12 protein-coding genes and 1 pseudogene are annotated in these 20376 nt (G+C 49.9%); all 13 read left to right on the top strand.

Annotated elements, in window-relative coordinates:
* Positions 1-8 precede the first annotated feature (8 nt).
* The 13 genes and pseudogenes from B5F07_RS14505 to B5F07_RS22855 all read left to right on the top strand — a co-directional run bounded on the left by B5F07_RS14505 (position 9) and on the right by B5F07_RS22855 (position 19254).
* Positions 9-1211, top strand: a complete 1203-nt coding sequence (locus B5F07_RS14505; protein WP_087161999.1) for an alanyl-tRNA editing protein — start codon at positions 9-11, stop codon at positions 1209-1211.
* Entirely contained in the window at positions 1212-2153 is a 942-nt protein-coding gene (locus B5F07_RS14500) for a CPBP family intramembrane glutamic endopeptidase (protein ID WP_087161998.1), read from the top strand.
* Positions 2154-2505: 352 nt separating this feature from the next.
* Positions 2506-7038 carry a glutamate synthase large subunit gene (gene gltB / locus B5F07_RS14495; protein WP_087161997.1) on the top strand — a complete coding sequence of 1511 codons (4533 nt, stop codon included), beginning with the start codon at positions 2506-2508 and terminating at the stop codon, positions 7036-7038.
* Between the two features lie 14 nt (positions 7039-7052).
* A complete protein-coding gene (locus tag B5F07_RS14490) occupies positions 7053-8552 on the top strand; it encodes a glutamate synthase subunit beta (protein ID WP_087161996.1) in 1500 nt (499 codons plus the stop codon).
* A 392-nt stretch (positions 8553-8944) separates the two neighbouring features.
* Positions 8945-10138 (top strand): C40 family peptidase, encoded by a 1194-nt coding sequence (locus B5F07_RS14485; protein ID WP_191404261.1) that lies wholly within the window; start codon positions 8945-8947, stop codon positions 10136-10138.
* A gap of 305 nt (positions 10139-10443) precedes the next feature.
* Positions 10444-11214, top strand: coding sequence for a 30S ribosomal protein S2 (gene rpsB, locus B5F07_RS14480; protein ID WP_087161995.1), 771 nt, complete (start codon positions 10444-10446; stop codon positions 11212-11214).
* Positions 11215-11335: 121 nt separating this feature from the next.
* Positions 11336-12259 carry a translation elongation factor Ts gene (gene tsf, locus B5F07_RS14475; RefSeq protein ID WP_087161994.1) on the top strand — a complete coding sequence of 308 codons (924 nt, stop codon included), beginning with the start codon at positions 11336-11338 and terminating at the stop codon, positions 12257-12259.
* Between the two features lie 577 nt (positions 12260-12836).
* Positions 12837-13073 carry a hypothetical protein gene (locus B5F07_RS22370; RefSeq protein WP_140398029.1) on the top strand — a complete coding sequence of 79 codons (237 nt, stop codon included), beginning with the start codon at positions 12837-12839 and terminating at the stop codon, positions 13071-13073.
* 87 nt (positions 13074-13160) lie between these two features.
* Positions 13161-17054, top strand: a pseudogene (locus B5F07_RS14465) (SpaA isopeptide-forming pilin-related protein); the annotation flags it as partial.
* Between the two features lie 152 nt (positions 17055-17206).
* Positions 17207-17545, top strand: a complete 339-nt coding sequence (locus B5F07_RS14460) for a hypothetical protein (protein WP_087161991.1) — start codon at positions 17207-17209, stop codon at positions 17543-17545.
* 36 nt (positions 17546-17581) lie between these two features.
* The gene (locus B5F07_RS14455; protein ID WP_087161990.1) at positions 17582-17791 is read left to right on the top strand and encodes a hypothetical protein; all 210 of its coding nucleotides are present in this window, start codon (positions 17582-17584) and stop codon (positions 17789-17791) included.
* Positions 17788-18066, top strand: a complete 279-nt coding sequence (locus tag B5F07_RS14450) for a hypothetical protein (RefSeq protein ID WP_087161989.1) — start codon at positions 17788-17790, stop codon at positions 18064-18066. The genes B5F07_RS14455 and B5F07_RS14450 overlap by 4 nt, the downstream gene beginning before the upstream one ends.
* Before the next feature lie 789 nt (positions 18067-18855).
* Positions 18856-19254: a TnpV protein gene (locus B5F07_RS22855; RefSeq protein ID WP_330397837.1), complete on the top strand. Its 399-nt coding sequence runs from the start codon at positions 18856-18858 to the stop codon at positions 19252-19254.
* Positions 19255-20376: the final 1122 nt, after the last annotated feature.

The raw sequence follows: 20376 nt of genomic DNA, 5'->3' as shown, positions 1-20376 counted from the left end.
AGAAAGAAATGACAGAAAAATTATTTTACCGGGACAGTCATCTGCGTGAATTTACGGCGGCGGTGACTGCCTGCCGTCCCTGCGGAAAGGACGACGGCCGGGAAAAGGCAGAGAGCGGGGATGCCGGGAAGTACGAGGTGGAGCTGGACCGCACGGCTTTCTTTCCGGAAGGAGGCGGACAGTATTCCGACAAAGGTGTGCTCGGCGGCGCCCGTGTACTGGATGTCCGGGAGAAAGACGGACATATCTTCCATATTACAGATGCTCCTCTGGAAATGGGAGAACAGGTGACAGGGAAGATTGACTGGGAAGAGCGTTTTATGAAGATGCAGCAGCATACCGGAGAGCATATCGTCTCCGGACTGGTGCATGGGAAATATGGCTATAATAATGTAGGGTTCCATCTTGGAAGTGAAGACTGCACCATGGATTTCAACGGAGAACTGACGGAGAAAGATCTGCTCGGGATTGAGCGGGAGGCGAACCGGGCGGTCTGGGAAAATCTGGAAGTGCAGGTGCTTTATCCCACGGAGGAAGAGCTGGAGAAGATGGAATACCGGAGCAAGATCGAGATCGAAGGACAGGTCAGGATCGTTGTGATTCCGGGGTACGATGTCTGCGCCTGCTGTGCGCCCCATGTGAAGTACACCGGTGAGATCGGCGTGATCAAGCTGACAAATGTGCAGAGGTACAAGGGCGGCGTCCGTGTTACCATGCTCTGCGGTATCCGGGCTCTTCTGGATTATGAAAAGAAGCAGCAGGAGGCAGGAAAGATCTCTGCCATGCTCTGCGCAAAGGAAAATGAGATTGCCGGGGCGGTTTCTCATCTGAGGGAAGAATGTTCTGCCCTGAAATATGAACTGGGGGAAAAGGAGAAAAAAATAGTCCTGATGAAAGCGCAGAATATCTCGGATGATGCGGCGGTTGTCTGTGAGTTCGTGGAAGAGGGAAACATGGATTCCATGCGGCTTCTGATGAACTCCGTGCTTGAAAAGGACCGGGTGCTGTGCGCTGTATTCGGCGGAAACGATGAGGATGGCTACCGCTATGTTATCGGAAGCAGAAAGGCGGATGTGCGGGCTCTGGCGAAGGAGTTCAATGCTGCGTTTGACGGAAAAGGCGGAGGCAGGCCGGAGATGGTCCAGGGAACGGCAAATGGAAAGAGCAGTGCTATGAGGGAGTGGATTCTTGAGAAAGCGGGGAATCTGTAGATGAATCAAATTCGCAGAAAAAGTTCATTCTGGTCCCTGGCGGGACCTCTGCTCGGGTACTGGCTGATCCAGATGGCTGTGATTGTGGTGGTGGAGCTTGTGATCGCCGTCCCGACGATGTCGGATATGCTCAGAGAACTGAGTTCGGGCAGTGTCTCTTCACAGAAAGAATTTGCCGAGTTCTATGTATCGGCGATGGAGACGCTGCTGAGGCAGGTGATGAGTTACCAGGCACAGATCACTGCGGCAGCCGCCCTCGGCACTCTGATTATGACGGTGATTCTCTTTCGGAAGGACAGACAGCTGGAAGTCACGTACAACATTCCTCAGTGGAAGAAAGCGCCGGTCTCGAAATACTGGCCGGTGGCGGTTATGGGAATTGTCGGATGCATCGGAGTGACATGCCTGTCGGCAATGGTACAGCTTGTCCTTTATGATCCGCAGTACCAGGACGCGACGGCGGCGGTGTACAGTTCTTCCTTCCCGGTGGAACTGATCTGTCTTGGCATTATTTCGCCGGTTGCGGAGGAAATGATGTTCCGGGGTGTGATGTTCCGCAGGTACAGGGAAAACAGGGGGTTTTTCTACTCGGCGCTCTGGTCTTCGGTGTTCTTTGCACTGATGCATACCAACATGATACAGCTTGTGTACAGCTTCCTTCTGGGAATCCTTCTCTCCTATCTGTATGAGAAGTTCGGCTCGGTGAAAGCACCGGTTTTCCTGCACATCCTGCTGAACAGCGGTTCGGTGGTGTTCACGGAGACCGGCGTGTTCGACTGGCTGGGAGGCGGCGCGGAACGGATGGCGGCAGCGGTGATTGTCAGCGCGTTTATCTGTTCGGCGATGTTTGTCCTGATTCAGAAAATGCGGGACTGGGGGGATCCGAACCCGCCGGAAAAGCCGAAAAAGGAGCAGGACGGCAGTCCTTTCGATTTTATGTGAGCGGTATGCGAATAAACGGATGATACAGCGGATGAAGATGGCATACAGCGGAAACAGAAGAAAAATCAGATTGTACTTATAAAAATACAATTTTAAATTGAGTGCGGCGGAATTAAAAATCCGCCGCTTTTTCTATGCGTGAAAATTGATGTTTTTTCTGGAAATAAAAGGGAAGAGGACAAATATCAGGAAAAATTATTAATGTTTGTTCAGAATTAGAATTATCAGAAAATAAAAAGAAAATTAAAATAAAGTCGAATTATCAGATAATATCAAAGATTTTCCTGTTTACAGGGAAAAGAAAATCATGTATATTTGTAAAAGTAAAAAATGAAAGGAAAGGACAGCGACTATGAAAGATGAGAAGAAAAGTCCGCAGGGACTGTATCGCGAAAGTTTTGAACACGATAACTGTGGGATCGGCGCTATTGTAAATATAAAAGGCGTAAAAAGCCACAGCACTGTCGCGGGCGCTCTCGAGATCGTGGAGCACCTGGAGCACAGGGCAGGAAAAGACGCGGAAGGCAAGACCGGAGACGGTGTGGGAATTCTTCTGCAGGTTTCCCACAGGTTTTTCAAAAAAGTCTGTACCCCTCTCGGCATTGAACTGGGCGGGGAGAGAGACTACGGCGTGGGAATGTTTTTCCTTCCTCAGGATGAGCTGAAGCGCAATCAGGCGAAAAATATTTTCGAAGTGATTGTCAAGAAGGAAGGGTTAAAATTCCTGGGCTGGAGGGAAGTGCCGATTCATCCGGAGATCCTCGGAAAGACCGCAGTGGACTGCATGCCCTGTATTATGCAGGCATTTATCGAGCGGCCGAAGAAGATCGAAAAGGGTCTGCCCTTTGACCGCCGCCTTTATGTGGTAAGACGTGTGTTTGAGCAGAGCAGCGACGATACTTATGTTGTCTCTCTTTCAAGCCGTACGATTGTATATAAGGGAATGTTCCTGGTAGGGCAGCTCCGTCAGTTCTTCGGAGATCTCCAGGATGAGGATTTTGAGTCTGCCATCGCCATGGTACATTCCAGATTCAGTACCAACACGGCACCCAGCTGGCAGAGGGCGCATCCGAACCGTTTCATCGTACATAACGGTGAGATCAACACGATCCGCGGAAATGCGGACAAGATGCGCGCCAGAGAGGAGACCATGGAGGCGGGCTGCTTAAAAGGCGAGCTCCACAAGGTGCTTCCGGCGATCAATACATCCGGTTCCGACTCCGCGATGCTGGACAACGCCCTGGAATTCATGGTGATGAGCGGTATGGAGCTGCCGCTGGCAGTGATGATCGCCATTCCGGAGCCATGGGTAAACAACCGCAGTATGTCCCAGAACAAGAAGGATTTCTATCAGTATTATGCGACCATGATGGAGCCATGGGACGGACCGGCGTCCATCCTGTTCTCCGACGGAGATGTGATGGGAGCGGTTCTGGACAGAAACGGACTCAGACCGTCAAGATACTACATTACAGATGATGACAACCTGATCCTCTCTTCCGAGGTGGGCGTCCTTGACATCGATCCCACGAAGATCCTTGTAAAAGAACGTCTCCATCCGGGCAAGATGCTTCTTGTGGACACTGTCGCAGGAAGAGTGATCGACGATGAGGAACTGAAAGAAAAATATGCAAACGAGGAGCCTTACGGGGAATGGCTGGACCGCAACCTGATCCGCCTGAAAGATCTGAAGATCCCCAACAAGGATATCCCGAAATATACGAAAGAGGAGTGTACCCAGCTTCAGAAAGCTTTCGGATATTCCTATGAGGATGTGAGAGAATCCATCCTTACCATGGCACAGAACGGCGGTGAGGGAATCGCTGCCATGGGAATCGACGCGCCGCTCTCGGTGCTCTCGAGAAAGCGCCAGCCGCTGTTCGGATATTTCAAACAGCTTTTCGCGCAGGTGACAAACCCGCCTATCGACGCGATCCGCGAGGAGATTGTCACATCCACGACGATCTATGTGGGAAAAGACGGAAACCTGCTTGAGAAGAAAGAGGAAAATTGTAAGATGCTGCGGGTGGACAACCCGATCCTTACCAATACAGACCTTCTGAAGATCAAAAACATGAAGGTGGACGGATTCAAGGTGGCGGAGATCCCGATTACCTATTATAAGAACACAAGCCTTGAGAAGGCGATCGAGTATCTGTTTATCGAGGTAGACAGAGTGATCCGTGAGGGAGCCAACATCCTGATCCTTACAGACAGGGATATGGATGAATACCATGTGGCGATCCCGTCCCTTCTGGCGGTATCCGGACTTCAGCAGCACCTGGTGCGCACGAAGAAGAGAACTTCTGTTGCCATGATCCTGGAGAGCGGCGAGCCCAGAGAGGTACACCACTTTGCCACGCTGCTCGGCTACGGCGCATGTGCGATCAACCCCTATCTGGCGCATGAGTCAATCCGTCAGCTGATCGAGGCGAGACTTCTGCACAAGGATTACTATGCAGCAGTAGACGATTACAACAACGCGGTGATTCACGGAATCATCAAGATTGCCTCAAAGATGGGAATCTCTACGATCCAGTCCTACCAGGGCGCGAAGATCTTCGAGGCGATCGGACTGAAAGAAGACTTTATCAGCCGTTACTTTACTGATACGGTGAGCCGTGTGGGCGGAATCGGCATCGAGGAGATCGCCGAGGACTACACCGCATTCCACACAGAGGCATTTGATCCGCTCGGACTGGGCGTTGATATGACGCTGGACAGTGTGGGACAGCACAAATACAAGAGCGGCGGGGAGGAGCATCTCTACAATCCCCAGACCATTCACATGCTGCAGCAGTCCACGAGGCGCGGCGATTACGAGATGTTTAAAGAGTATACCAGGATGGTGGATGAGGAAGGCGAGAAGATCAACTTAAGAGGACAGCTCGACTTCAACTATCCGAAGAAAGGAGTGCCTCTGGAGGAAGTGGAGAGCGTGGATTCCATTGTTACCCGTTTCAAGACGGGAGCCATGTCCTACGGTTCCATTTCCAAGGAAGCCCACGAGACGCTGGCTATTGCCATGAACCGTCTCCATGGAAAGTCCAACTCCGGTGAGGGCGGGGAGGACATTGAACGCCTTGACACAGACCGCTGTTCTGCCATCAAGCAGGTGGCTTCCGGACGTTTCGGCGTGACCAGCAGATATCTGGTGAGCGCCCAGGAGATCCAGATCAAGATGGCCCAGGGAGCAAAACCGGGCGAGGGCGGACACCTTCCGGGAGGAAAGGTATATCCGTGGATTGCAAAGACCCGTCACTCCACGCCGGGTGTGAGCCTGATCTCACCGCCGCCGCACCACGATATCTACTCCATCGAGGACCTGGCACAGCTCATTTACGACTGCAAGAACGCCAATAAAAATGCAAGAATTTCCGTAAAACTTGTGTCCGAGGCAGGCGTGGGAACGGTTGCTGCCGGCGTTGCCAAGGCGGGAGCGGGAGTCATCCTGATCTCCGGATACGACGGAGGAACCGGAGCGGCACCGAGAAGTTCCATCCAGAATGCGGGACTTCCCTGGGAGCTTGGACTTGCGGAGACACACCAGACACTGATTCAGAACGGTCTGCGCGAGCGCGTGCGTATCGAGACGGACGGCAAGCTGATGAGCGGACGCGACGTGGCCATCGCTGCCCTGCTCGGAGCAGAAGAGTTCGGATTTGCCACAGCACCGCTTGTGACCATGGGCTGCGTGATGATGCGTGTCTGCAACCTGGATACCTGTCCGGTGGGCGTAGCCACCCAGAATCCGGAACTGCGGAAACGTTTCACCGGAAAACCGGAATACGTGATAAACTTCATGCGCTTCATCGCGGAAGAATTAAGAGAATATATGGCGAAACTGGGCGTGCGCACGGTGGATGAACTGGTTGGAAGAACCGATCTTCTGAAAGTGAAGGATACTCCGACTTCCAGCCGCGCGGCATCCCTGGATCTGACCAGCGTGCTCTACAATCCGTATGCGGAAGAGAAGAAAGGCATGATTTTCAACCCGAAGAAAGTATATGACTTTGAACTGAACAAGACTCTGGATGAAAGAGTTCTTGTAAAACAGCTCCTTCCGGCTCTGGAGAAAGGACAGAAGAGAAGCCTGGAGGTGGACGTGACCAATACGGACCGTACCTTCGGAACGATCTTCGGTTCAGAGATTACGAGGAGATATCCGGACGGACTGCCGGAGGACAGCTTCGTCATCAAGTGTAAGGGAGCAGGCGGACAGAGCTTCGGCGCATTCATTCCGAAGGGACTGACTCTGGAACTTACCGGCGACAGCAACGATTACTTCGGAAAAGGCCTCTCCGGCGGAAAACTGGTAGTATGCCCGCCGAGCGGAATCAAATTCAAGTCTGATGAGAATATTATAATAGGAAACGTTGCGTTCTACGGAGCGACAAGCGGCAAGGCCTTTATCGGCGGTGTTGCGGGAGAGCGTTTCTGTGTGAGAAATTCCGGTGTCCGCGCAGTTGTGGAAGGCGTCGGCGACCACGGCTGCGAGTACATGACCGGCGGATGCGTGGTGATTCTGGGACAGACCGGAAAGAACTTCGCGGCCGGAATGAGCGGCGGAATCGCCTATGTACTCGATATGGACAGCACTCTTTACAAGAAGGTCAACAAGGCCATGGTAAATATCGAGCGCGTAACGGACAAGTATGATGTCCAGGAACTGAAAAATATGATCCAGGAGCATGTTGCCTATACAAACTCCGAGATCGGCAAGAAGATCCTCGACAACTTTGCAGAGTACCTGCCGAAATTCAAGAAGATCATTCCGGAGGATTATGAGAAGATGATGGCAGCCATCATCCAGATGGAAGAGAAGGGCTTAAGCAGGGAAAAGGCACAGATTGAAGCATTTAACAAGATTAAGAGCGGAAAGTAAGGAGGCGGCCGAAAATGGGAAAACCAACAGGATTTATGGATTATGCAAGACAGGACAAGACGGCGGAGCAGCCTCTTGAGAGGATAAAGCACTTCAATGAGTTTTACACTCCGCTTTCCAAGGAAGAACAGGAGATCCAGGGGGCACGGTGCATGGCGTGCGGCGTGCCGTTCTGCCAGTCCGGCCAGAACCTGATGGGGATGGCCAGCGGGTGTCCGCTGCACAACCTGGTGCCGGAGTGGAACGACCTGATCTATAACGGAAACTGGGAGGAGGCGTATTACCGCCTCGCAAAGACAAACAATTTCCCGGAGTTTACCGCACGGGTATGCCCGGCACTGTGCGAGAATGCATGTACCTGCGGACTGAACGAGGACCCGGTAGCGACGAAGAGCAATGAGTATGCGATCATTGAGAATGCATACGAGACGGGATATGCAAAAGCGCGTCCGCCGAAAGTCCGCACGGGAAAGAAGATCGCGGTGATCGGTTCCGGTCCGGCAGGACTGACTGTGGCAGATATGCTCAACAGCAGAGGACATTCCGTGACTGTTTTCGAGCGGGAGGACAAGCCGGGCGGACTGCTCCGCTACGGTATCCCCAACATGAAGCTGGAGAAACAGTATATTGACCGGAAGATCAAGATCATGGAAGAAGAAGGAATTGAGTTCCGCGTCAGCTGCAATGTGGGAAAAGATGTAAAGCCGGCACAGCTTCTCAAGGACTATGACAGAGTTGTACTTGCCTGCGGCGCATCCAATCCGAGAGACATCAAGGCTCCGGGGCGTGAGGCAGAGGGAATTTACTTTGCCGTGGATTTCCTGAAGTCCACGACGAAAGCTCTCTGGTCAAACAATATGGAGCTGAAAGACGGCGATTACATTTCTGCAAAAGGAAAACACGTCATCGTCATCGGCGGTGGAGACACCGGCAATGACTGCGTGGGAACATCCATCCGCCACGGAGCAAAATCCGTGCTGCAGCTGGAGATGATGCCGAAAGCGCCGGATGAGAGAGCGGAGAACAACCCCTGGCCGGAGTGGCCCAGGATCTGCAAGACGGATTACGGCCAGCAGGAGGCAATCGCGGTGTTCGGCAAGGATCCGAGAGTCTACACAACTACAGTGAAGGAATTTGTCAAGGACAAAAAAGGAAAACTCTGCAAGGCTGTCCTCGTAAAGCTTGAGCCGAAGAAGGACGAGAAGACGGGAAGGACGGTTATGACAGAGATCGCGGGCAGCGAGTATACCGTTCCCGCAGATCTGGTGCTGATTGCGGCAGGTTTCCTGGGAAGCGAGGATTATGTCACGAAAGCTTTCGGCGTGGAAGTGGACGGACGTACAAATGTAAAGACAGCTTCCGGCAAATATTCCACAAATGTAAAGAACGTGTTTACCGCCGGAGATATGCACCGGGGACAGTCCCTTGTAGTGTGGGCAATCCGGGAAGGACGTGAAGCGGCACGCGAGGTGGATGAAAGCCTGATGGGATATACGAACCTGTCTGTTCAGTAAAAGGCATGAAGTTTATTTCCGTGTAAAGCAGATGAAAAACTGTAAGGAATCACATAGAATATAAAATAAGGAAATCACCGGACAGGGGAGTATATCAGGATCCGACCGGTGGTTTCCTTTTTTTCATGGCTCAGGGGGCAATACACAGAGCAGCAGACGGAATCTGGGATTGCCTCAGGAAGAAATTTCCAGATAAAAATATTACAAAAATGTTAAAAATGTGTTGAAATTTCCGCTACTATTTATTATAATTTATTACATATTGAGTTGGAACTTTTTTGTGCCCGAAAAAATGCATTTTTCATGGAATGTTGTTGAAAAAAACTGTCTGATGGTGTATGATTATGCATATATGTGGGGACATAGATATAAAAATAAGGATAGGTGGAAAGATGAAATTAAAAAGAGTAGGCAGTGTATTCCTGGCGACAGCACTTACGTGCTCACTTGCGGTAACACCTGTTTTCGCAGATGAGATCGATGATCTGAAGAATCAGAAAGAGGCGGTCCAGAATGAAGTGAGCAGCCTGCAGTCACAGCTGAACAGTATCATATCAAAGATCACAGAACTGGAGAATCAGCTGATTGAGACGGGTGAGGAGATCTCTCAGACAGAGGAGGATCTCAAGGTTGCACAGGAAGAGGAAGAACAGCAGTATGAAGCGATGAAGCTTCGTATTAAATATATGTATGAGAACGGCAGCGGCACTGCCACTATGGAGAAGGTACTTACTTCAGGTGATATGTCAAGCATGCTGACTCAGGCAGAGTATTCCCAGCAGGTACATGACTATGACAGGGAAAAGCTTGAGGAATATGCAGCTACGGTTCAGAAGGTAGAAGACCTTCAGACTTCTCTGAAAGAGAAGCAGAGTCAGCTTCAGCAGTCCCAGACAGAGTTTGAAGCGCAGCAGGATGAACTGGATGCAACGATCCAGGAGAAGAGCGCTGAGGTTGAGGATCTGGATGCACAGATCGACGAAGCTGTGAGAAAAGCGGCGGAAGAGGCGGCAAGGAAGGCTGAAGAAGAGAGAAAGAGACAGGAAGAAGAGCGAAAGAAACAGGAAGAGGAAGCCCGCCGTCAGCAGGAAGCGCAGCAGAACCATAACAACAGTTCGAACAGCAGCAACGAATCGGCGGGAGAAAGCGGCGGCAACAGCGGCGGAAGCAGCAATAGTAACAGCAACGGCAGTTCCGGCGGAAGCAGTTCCGGTTCTTCTTCCAGCTCCGGCAGCAGTAATTTCGTACCGGACTATAATCAGAGTGCAGGACAGATTATTGTAAGCGCTGCTTATTCACAGATCGGAGTTCCCTATGTGTGGGGCGGCTCCACACCGGGTGTAGGACTTGACTGTTCCGGTCTGGTGCAGTGGTGCTACAGACAGGCAGGCATCTCCATTCCGAGAACAAGCGGTGATATTCGCGCGGCAGGTACTGTGGTGAGCAACCCGCAGCCGGGAGATATCTGTTGGAAACCGGGACATGTTGCTATCTATATAGGAAACGGACAGATGATCGAGGCCCCGAAGCCGGGAATGACCGTAAGAGTTACATCCGTCCGCGTGGTGGATTACATAAGGTTTTAGAAGAATTAAAATTTAAGACAGCACACAGGATTGAGAGAACCTGTGAGTGACGGGACTGCCGCAGAGATGCGGCAGTCCTTTTGCGAGTCGGGAAAAAGCCGGAAAAATATTGGTGAAATGTTGGAAAAATGTGGGGAAATACAGCGAAAAACTGCTTGCAATGCCCGGGGTTCTGTGATATACTACACACGTTGCAAAAAAACACGTATGCGGATTTCCATGACGGTGCCTAAGCCGGCAGCAGCCGGACGGTCTCAGGGAAAATAAAACATGCGGAAGCTTAAAAACCAAATGGAGGAAGAAACATGAGCGTTATTTCAATGAAACAGTTACTGGAAGCCGGTGTTCATTTCGGACATCAGACAAGAAGATGGAACCCGAAAATGGCTCCGTACATCTACACAGAGAGAAATGGTATTTACATCATTGACCTGCAGAAATCTGTAGGAATGGTTGACGATGCATACAAAGCCGTTTCCGACATTGCTGCAGAGGGCGGCACGATCCTTTTCGTAGGAACAAAGAAGCAGGCTCAGGATGCGATCAGAACAGAGGCAGAGCGTTGCGGAATGTTCTATGTAAATGAGAGATGGCTGGGCGGTATGCTCACAAACTTCAAGACCATCCAGAGCCGTATCAAACGTCTCAAAGAGATCGAGGCTATGTCTGAAGACGGAACATTCGACGTACTTCCGAAGAAGGAAGTTATCGCGATCAAGAAAGAGTGGGAGAAGCTCGAGAAGAACCTTGGCGGAATCAAGGAGATGAAGAGACTTCCGGATGCAATCTTCGTTGTTGATCCGAAGAAAGAGAGAATCTGTGTTCAGGAAGCACATACTCTTGGCATTACACTGATCGGTATCTGCGATACAAACTGTGATCCGGAAGAACTGGATTACGTTATCCCGGGAAATGACGATGCAATCAGAGCTGTTAAACTGATCGTTTCCAAGATGGCAGACGCTGTTATCGAGGCTAATCAGGGAGCAACAGCTGAGGAAGAATATTATGATGACAATGCTGCTGAGGAAGTGGAAGCAGCAGAAGAAGTAGCTGAAGAGGCTGTAGAAGAGTAATATCCGGATTGTAATGCTTCAGCCTGTCACAGCAGGTTGGAGCATTTTTTGAGAGAACAGGCAGGACTGATCTGGGGGTATACTGCCTGGAAGATAAATATGAAAATGGAGGAATGTTATCATGGCAATTACAGCAGGAATGGTAAAAGAATTAAGAGAGATGACAGGCGCAGGAATGATGGACTGCAAGAAAGCTCTTTCCGAGACAAACGGAGATATGGATGCCGCAGTTGAGTACCTGAGAAAGAACGGACAGGCAAAGGCTGAGAAGAAGGCAGGAAGAATCGCTGCTGAGGGTATTGTTAAGACCGTTGTTAAAGATGACAAGGTAGCAGCTATCGTGGAAGTAAACTCCGAGACAGACTTCGTTGCAAAGAACGATGAGTTCCAGGGATTTGTTGAGACAGTTGTAAACCAGGTTGTAGATTCCAACCCGGCTGATATGGATGCATTTATGGCTGAGCCATGGGCTGCTGATCCGTCCAAGACTGTGAAGGATGCTCTTGTTGAGAAGATCGCAGTGATCGGAGAGAACCTGAACATCAGAAGATTCGAGAGAGTTACAGCAGACAACGGATGTGTTGTTTCCTACATCCACGGCGGCGGACGTATCGGTGTCCTTGTAGTTGCTGATACAGACGTTGTAAACGACGAGATCAAGGCATGCCTGAAGAATGTGGCTATGCAGGTTGCAGCTATGTCTCCGAAGTATGTATCCCGCGATGAGGTTTCCCAGGAATTCCTTGATCACGAGAAAGAGATTCTTCTTGCTCAGGCTAAGAAAGAGAACCCGGAGAAACCGGACAATATCATCGAGAAGATGATCATCGGACGTCTGAACAAAGAGATGAAAGAGTACTGCCTGCTTGATCAGGTATACGTTCAGGACAGCGACCTGACTGTTGCAAAATATGTGGACAAGGTTGCAAAAGAGAACGGCGCAAATGTGAAAGTTACGAAGTTCGTACGTTTTGAGACAGGCGAAGGAATCGAGAAGAAAGAAGAGAACTTTGCTGAGGAAGTTGCAAAGCAGATGGGAATGTAATTTCCTAAAACCAAAGGTGCGTAAAGCCCTTGAAAATCCCGTAAAATGGGCATTTTCAAGGGCTTTTCTGCGTTCCGGAGCGAATCCGTAAAGTATCATAAATTATTGCTTTTTACGGGCAAATTTGGGGGATTTTTGGGGGAAGAGTTGGGGGAAGGCTATCCCCCAAATGTCATGTGAAACTTCGCCTCTTTCTTCTGAAATGAACAGGAGAAGTTTGCGTGCCATTTCTTTTTGGGGGATAACGCTATCCCCCAAATTTGAACGTGAGTGAGTGTATCTTCCCCCAAATTATCATAAGTTATCAGCAGAAAAAACAGGCAAACGCTGTTTATGAATAAATGAATATGGATAGATTTTGCAAAAGGCCGTTTGTTCTTTGTAGTAGAGAGCAGGCGGCTTTTTTGCGTTCTATAAATATATGGCTTTTGCCAGATTTAAAGAAAGAGAGGAAATGTCAATGAAGAATGATGACAACAAGATCAAAGATGTAAGAAACACTGCAAATCTGATTTCCGGGGCCTATACACTGCCCTTGATCGAAAAACTGTTTTCCAATAGCCAGAAAATCTCGGATATGGACGATATTTATTTTGCCATAGCTGCGTTGGTTGATACCGGCAGAATCAGCGAGGCTTTCCATATGATGAGAGGATTGTTTGGCATTGCCGGAATGGAATGGCCGCAGGAAATCACACAGTTGGAAAAAATGGAAGAGCTACAGGAAGTTTTTGCCTCAGAATTCATTTTTGATTTTTATGATGTGATTGAGGATAAAAGATTAGAAACAGAAGAGGAGGAAATTCCCGTTTAATAATCGGGAATCATACATAGCCATACTATTTTTAGATATAGAGACAATCTGTTTTTAGGAGGTTTTAATGAGAACTTAATTTCAAAATTATGGAAAGAGAAACAGGACGCTGTAAACCTTGCACTTTTGTATGGCGCACAGGGCAGTATGGGCAGTCTGTCCGGCACGGAAGATGAGAAAGTCCTTGCGACACAGATGGTCATCTGGGAGATCGTGACCGGGTGCAGGAATGCCACCGCCCCCTATGCCCAGACAGACGCCAAATTCTATAACAGTCTTTGCGTAGGCGGAGCGAACAGTGGTGTGGCAGCGGCGTATAACCAGATTATTTCCGGCATGGTCAGCCACGGAACCATCCCCAGTTTTGCGTCCGGCAGTACAGACAGCACTCCGCAGGAACTGAAATGGGACGGAAACCAATATGTGCTGAAACTGACAGACACCAATGGAGTCCTGTCGAAATTCAATTTCACATCATCCAACAGTGATGTGAAAGTCAGCACATCCGGAAACACACTGACCATCACATCCAGTAAAGCGATTGCCGGGAACGTGCAGTTGTCCGCAAACAAGAAGATCCCCACAGTGAGCAGCAGCGCAAAGCTGATTGCCTATGGAGATCCGTCTTTACAGGACGTGGTTACAGGCGTGGAGAATACAGCAGCGGTGCAGGCATATCTGAATGTGAAGATTCCTTATGGCCACGTTCAGATTGTGAAAACATCGGAGGACGGTGTGGTGGCCGGATTACAATTCCAGATCACGGGCAACGGGATTGATCAGACCGTGACAACCGGGGAGGATGGAACGATCAAAGTGGAGAACCTTCAGCCGGGAACTTACACGGTAACAGAGCTGACAGAGAACCGATATGAACCGCAGAAAGCGAAGACTGTGGAGGTCAAAGGCGGGGAAACCGCTACCGTGGACTTTTCCAATATCCTCAAGCGTGGAGACTTGAAAGTGACCAAGACTTCTGAGGACGGTCTGGTGGAAGGCATGAAGTTCCATCTCTACGGAACCTCTCTTTCCGGTATCCCGGTGGATGAATATGCGGTTACGGACAGCACAGGTGTTGCTACATTTTCTAATATTCTGATCTCCGGCGATACGCCCTATACGCTGGAGGAAGTGGAGACAGCAGACCGCTATGTGGTTCCGGCGGCCCAGAACGTGACTGTCAACTGGAACGAAGTAACCAATGCCACCGTCCATAACGTACTGAAAAAATTCCGGGTAACGGCCACAAAGACAGACCGGGAGACAGGAATCCCGCAGGGAGACGCTACGCTGGCAGGCGCAGTGTACGGGATTTATGACGGGGATACACTGATTGACACTTACACCACGGACAGCAATGGCAGTTTTACTTCGAAATATTATGTGTGTGGAGATAACTGGACAATCCGGGAGATCAGCCCGTCCGAAGGGTATCTGCTGGACGAGACTTCCTACCATGTGGGAGCAGAGGCAACTCTTTATACCGTGGAGCTGAACGATACTTCCAATGACGTGAATGAGCAGGTCATAAAGGGAAGGATTTCTATCATCAAGCACACGGATGACGGAAGTACGCAGATCGAAACACCGGAGGAAGGTGCAGAGTTCCAGGTGTATTTAAAGAGTGCAGGCAGCTATGACAGGGCAAAGGACAGCGAGCGGGATACGCTGGTGTGTGATGAGAACGGATATGCCGAGACGAAAGACCTGCCTTATGGCATTTATACGGTACACCAGACAAAAGGCTGGGAAGGCCGGGAGATGATCGGAGACTTTGATGTGTATATCAGCAGTGACGGAGAAGTTTACCGCTACCTCATCAACAACCGCCTGTTTGAATCCTATATCAAAGTAGTCAAGAAAGACGCAGAAACGGGAAACACCATCCCCCTTGCGGGAGCCGGGTTCCAGATCTATGACGAATCCGGGAACCTTGTGACCATGCAGTATACCTATCCGGAAGTCACAAAGCTGGATACTTTCTATACCGGAAGTGACGGTTATCTGATTACACCGGAGGTACTGCCTTATGGAAATTACACATTAGTGGAGGTACAGGCTCCTTACGGGTATGTACTGGACAGTACGCCGGTTCCATTCACGGTATCCGAAGAACAGTCCGGGGAGGACAGCGGAGTGACCGTGATCACGGTGGAAAAAGAGGATATGCCGCAGAAAGGCAAGATCCTTGTGACAAAAACCGGCGAGGAGTTCTCCTCTGTGCAGGTGTTTGGAGACGGTGTGGTGGACAAAGACGGGAACCTTGCGGAAGGCGAGAACATCTACACGCCTGTTTATGCAGTAACCGGGCAGGCTGGGGCGGTATATGAAGTGATCGCCGCCGAGGACATTGTGACGCCGGACGGAACTGTGCGGGCAAACGCCGGGGATGTAGTGGATACCATTACCACAGATGAGGAAGGCAAGGCAGAGACAAAAGAATTGTATCTGGGGAAATATCAGATCGTGGAAAAGACAGCGCCGGAAGGTCTGGTGCTGAATACAGAAACCCATGAGGCGGAGCTGACATATGCCGGACAGGAAGTATCTGTAACAGAGGCGGACACCGCTTTCTATAATGAGCGACAGAAAGTGACGGTTGACCTTACAAAGACACTGGAACAGGATGAAATCTTTGGGATCGGAAGTGCAGGAGAGATCCAGAACGTGGCCTTTGGCCTGTATGCTGCAGAGGATCTGACAGCAGCGGACGGTTCCGTGATTCCGGCGGACGGTCTGATCGAGATCGTGTTCTGCAGTACAGAGGGAACCGCCGCATTTCAGACAGACCTGCCTTTTGGCAAGTATTATGTGAAAGAAGTTGCCACTGACCAGCATTATCTTCTGTCAGAAGAAACCTATCCTGTGGACTTTACCTACCAGGGGCAGGATACCGCTGTTGTCCATATTTCCGCAAATGAGGGAAATGCCATTGAGAATGAACTGATCCGGGGAAAGATCTCCGGACGGAAAGTAGACACGGACGGGGAGGCACTGGAAGGCGCAACGATTGGCCTGTTTTCCGCAGGTGCAGAAGAATTTACGGAAGATACTGCCTTAATGGTAACTACTTCTGATGAGGACGGAGCCTTTGCATTTGAGGATGTACCGTTTGGCAGATGGATCGTCCGGGAGATCGCAAGCCCGGAAGGATATGTGCTGAATGAGGCCCTCCACTATGTATCGGTTACGGAAGATGAGGAAGTGATCGAGGTGGAGCTGATCAACAAACTCATTGAGGGCAGTGTCCGTCTGACAAAAGTGGACGCAGAATATCCGGCGAACAAGCTGACGGGCGCTGTATTTGAGTTGTATGCAGATACGGACAAAGACCAGAAACTGACCGAAAAGGATGAACTTGTGGGAGAAATCCCGGAAATCTCAGAGGGCATTTACCAGACGGACGGTCTGCTCTACGGAGGATATTTTGTGAAAGAAAAGACTGCCCCAGAAGGCTTCAAGCTGGATGAGAACGCCTATTACTTTGAGATCAGTGAGGACGGAAAGATCGTAGATGTGGAAAATGAGGCAGGCGTTGGCTTTATCAACCAGCCGATTACCGGAAAACTGGAACTGACCAAGACAGACGTTGCAGACGGGAAACCTCTTCCAAATGCCGGATTCCGCATTAAGGACGAGGATGGGAATATCGTCGCCACAGGTGTAACAGATGAGAACGGGATCGCCATCTTTACTCTGCGGTATGGAAAATACACCTATCAGGAGTATAATGCGCCGGAAGGCTATGAGATTGATGAGTCCGAATACGCCTTTGAGATCAAGGAGGACGGACAGATCGTAAAGGCCACTATGACGAATGAAAAGATCCCGGAGGAACTGATCACGACACCGAAGACCGGAGATGACAGCAGGCCGGGCCTGTGGATCGGGTTATCTGCCCTGTCCGGAGCAGGCGTGGCAGCCTTTGGTATTCTGACAGCAGTGAAAATGAGAAAAAGGAAAGGAGAAGATAAGGCATGAACGCAAAGATATGGATCACGGTCATTTTAGTGGCATTTATCGCAGGAGCCTTGATCTGGCTGAATCTGCGGAACCGGAAGAAATAGACAGAACGTGACAGGAGGCGGCGGTAAGCCGCCTCTTTACATACCGGACGAAAGGAGGAAAAGCCATTGATACAGAAGTTTAATACTGGGATTGCCAGACGGTATGGGATAGCCGCAGCTTTGCTTGCGGAGGCAATCTGGACGGAAATAAAAGAGAATGAATTTCATGGACGCTGCCGGTATGACGGGGAAACCTGGATGTGCTGCAGCCGGAAAATGTTTCTGATCCGTATGCCTCATCTGACAAAACATATGGTCAGCACGGGCCTTGCAAGGCTGAAACGGGCAGGCGTCCTCATAAAAGGCGAGTGGAACAAAGGACAGTCTGACCGGACGGGCTGGTATACGTTTACGCCTTATGGGAGGAAGGTCATGGAAGAAAGCGAGGATGAGGACTATGCGTGAGAAAGAGCAGAAACGGACTGAAAGGAGGTGTGGAAGTTGGCACAGATCAACAATAAGGCTGTCCGCTCCCTCTCAAAGCTGATGGAGGCGGGATTTGACAATGAAAAAGCAGTTTTAAATATGACAATGGATGATATTTTGTCTCTGCCGGGGATCACAGTAGCAGAAATCGGGATGATCAATGAGATCCAGAAAGCAGTAAAAGCCGGAAAGTTCATAACATTTTTGGGAGGCGGGGAGATATGAGCAGTGAAAAAATGATCTGCTTTACGGACAGCCGGGGAAACCCACTTTTTTCTCTTCCGGACAGTTCTTTTCTGCGTCTGGAGTATGACAACGGGGATTGCTCCTGCGCTTTCTGCCGCTATCACAGTGAGGAACAGGTGGAAATAGACGGAAGGTGCAAGAATATTCGCCAGTTTGCAAAGCAGATGGAAAAGAATGGGATTTGTTATCGGCCCATGAGTGAGACAAAACGGAAAGGAGGCAGGGATGTATGGCAAAGAAGAAATATGACTTGATCACAGATCTTTATGTAGAGACTGTAAAAGAAGTAACTGCCAGTCCGGAAAACTGGCTGTCTTTCCTGCGCTCTGCCTGCAGGAACTTCCGGCTGCCTTTTGATGACCAGATTCTAATCTATGCACAGCGCCCGGAGGCGTCCGCAGTGCTGCCTATGAAAGTCTGGAATGAGAAGTTTGGGCGGTGGGTAAAGCGGGATTCCAAAGGAATCGCAGTTTTTGACAAGGACAGCCCGAAACTGAGCTTGAAATACTATTATGACGTTTCAGATACGCAGGAAGGACGTTACCGCCGTCTGCTCCGGCCAGTGCCATTGTGGGAAGTGCCAGAAGAATATCAGCCGGATGTGAGAGAAACCCTTGCCAATGCCTTTAGCGTGGACGAAACAGTGACAGGATTTGCGGAAACCATACTGGAGGCGGCAAAGATTGCGGCAGAAGATAACCTTGCGGATTATCTGCCGGATCTGCTCTCAGGACGAAAGAACAGCTATCTGGAAGAGGTGGACGAGTACAACGTGGAGGTGGAGGCCCGCCAGCTTTTATCGGCCAGTGTTGCTTATATGGTCATGGTACGGTGCGGCGTGGATACCGACCTGTATCTGGATACAGAGGACTTCCGGAATATCACGGACTTTAATACGCCGGAAATGGTCAATCTGTTTGGTGTTGCGGCCAGTGATGTGGCGGAAATGGCATTATCCGAGATTTCCGATACTGTCAATAAGCTGAGAAAGGCAGAGAGAAAGAATAGTCGCACCTTTGCCGGGAAAGAGACAGACCGATATAATGAAAGCGAAAACAGAGAACGGATTACAGAAAGGGGCGTTACACATGAGAGCGATCACATACAGCAGACAGGGCGATTATCTTCTTCCGGATCTGACCGTGCCGGACGAACCGGAAGTACACCGTGGGAAGTACGCTTCCCTCCGTCAAACTTATCTGAAAAATTACCGGTACGGGATGTATCTGAACCTGCTGACAAAAGGAGAACTGAACCGCCATCTGAACGAAGTGCAGCGAGAGGCACAGGAGCGGATGGAAGTCCTGACAGAACAGATGAAAACAGCCTGGGGCGTGACAGAGGAACTGAAAGCGAAAGACCAGATGGCGTGGGTACAGTGGATGAACAACATCCGGCAGGCAGCGGAAGAGATCGTGATGAGAGAACTGATCTACAGTTAACCGGACAAGAACCACAGCCGGAAGAGGAAAGGCAGGAACCGACTGCAGAACCACAGCCAACGGTGGCAGAACAACAGTCATTATTAGAAGAACTGGCAGGAGAGGAATCTCCTGCTTTTTCTATGCCACAGGAAATCATTGACCATACCCTGCAGGCCGGTTCTTCCTTTGAACATGGCAAATACAGAATTTACTCCTATTTTCTGCAAGAACACAGCAATAAGGAAAAAGCAGAATTTTTAAAGCAGGAATATGGTATGGGAGGATCTGTAACTGATTATTTAGGAGAAAGATTTCACCAGAATACAAATGCGAAAGGTTATACCATCCAGTGGAAGAATTATGAGACTACTCTGAAATGGACGGCGGTTGCAAAGAGGATAGATGAGCTGATCGCTGTCGGACGGTATATGACAGAGAAGGAACTGGAGTATATTCCGGAGTATGAAAAAACGATTTTGACAGGTAACATTTACGACTTTTTTTATAATCAGCCGGAAACGTTTTTACGTCCATATCCGTATGGCTCAGATTATCATAGAGCGATAGACCAGATCCGTCCGCAGCTTGATGATCCCAAACAGGTAAAAGAAATCCTTTCCATGATGGAAGAGGTTCTTGCGGGAACTGCAGATTACGATCAACGATACCCGTCCATGCAACAGGTGTATAAAGATCTTACGGATTACCGGGACGGAGTATTCCGTTTGGTTACTCCCATACCAGCCGAAAGAGAAAACACGCAGGCTCCCCCGGAGCCTGTTCCGGCACAGAGCCGGGAGGAGGTTCTGGCAGGACGTCTCAACGCATTTTACCAGGCGTATGACTGGTATGAATACCAGGATACGATTGAGGCAGGAGAGACACAGGAGGATGTTCTGCGTCAGCTGCGGGAACAGTTGGCCGATCCCCAGTCTGTGCAGGAAATTTACAGCTATCTGATCAGTGTCCGGGAAGGGATGGACACGGAGGATGAAAACTATTCCGAAGTGTCTGCACTGATAGCCGGGATTGCGGACTTGCCTGCCATGAAGTCGCCTTATGACCTGCAGGTGGATACGATTGTCACAATAGGCACAAAAGAATATTCCATTGACTTTATCTCCGATGAGATGGTGGTTC

It is taken from the genome of Lachnoclostridium sp. An169 (genome assembly GCF_002160525.1).
Classification (GTDB): Bacteria; Bacillota; Clostridia; order Lachnospirales; family Lachnospiraceae; genus Mediterraneibacter; species Mediterraneibacter cottocaccae.
Note: the sequence above shows the minus strand (reverse complement) of the source record. Positions and strands in the feature narration are given on the sequence as shown.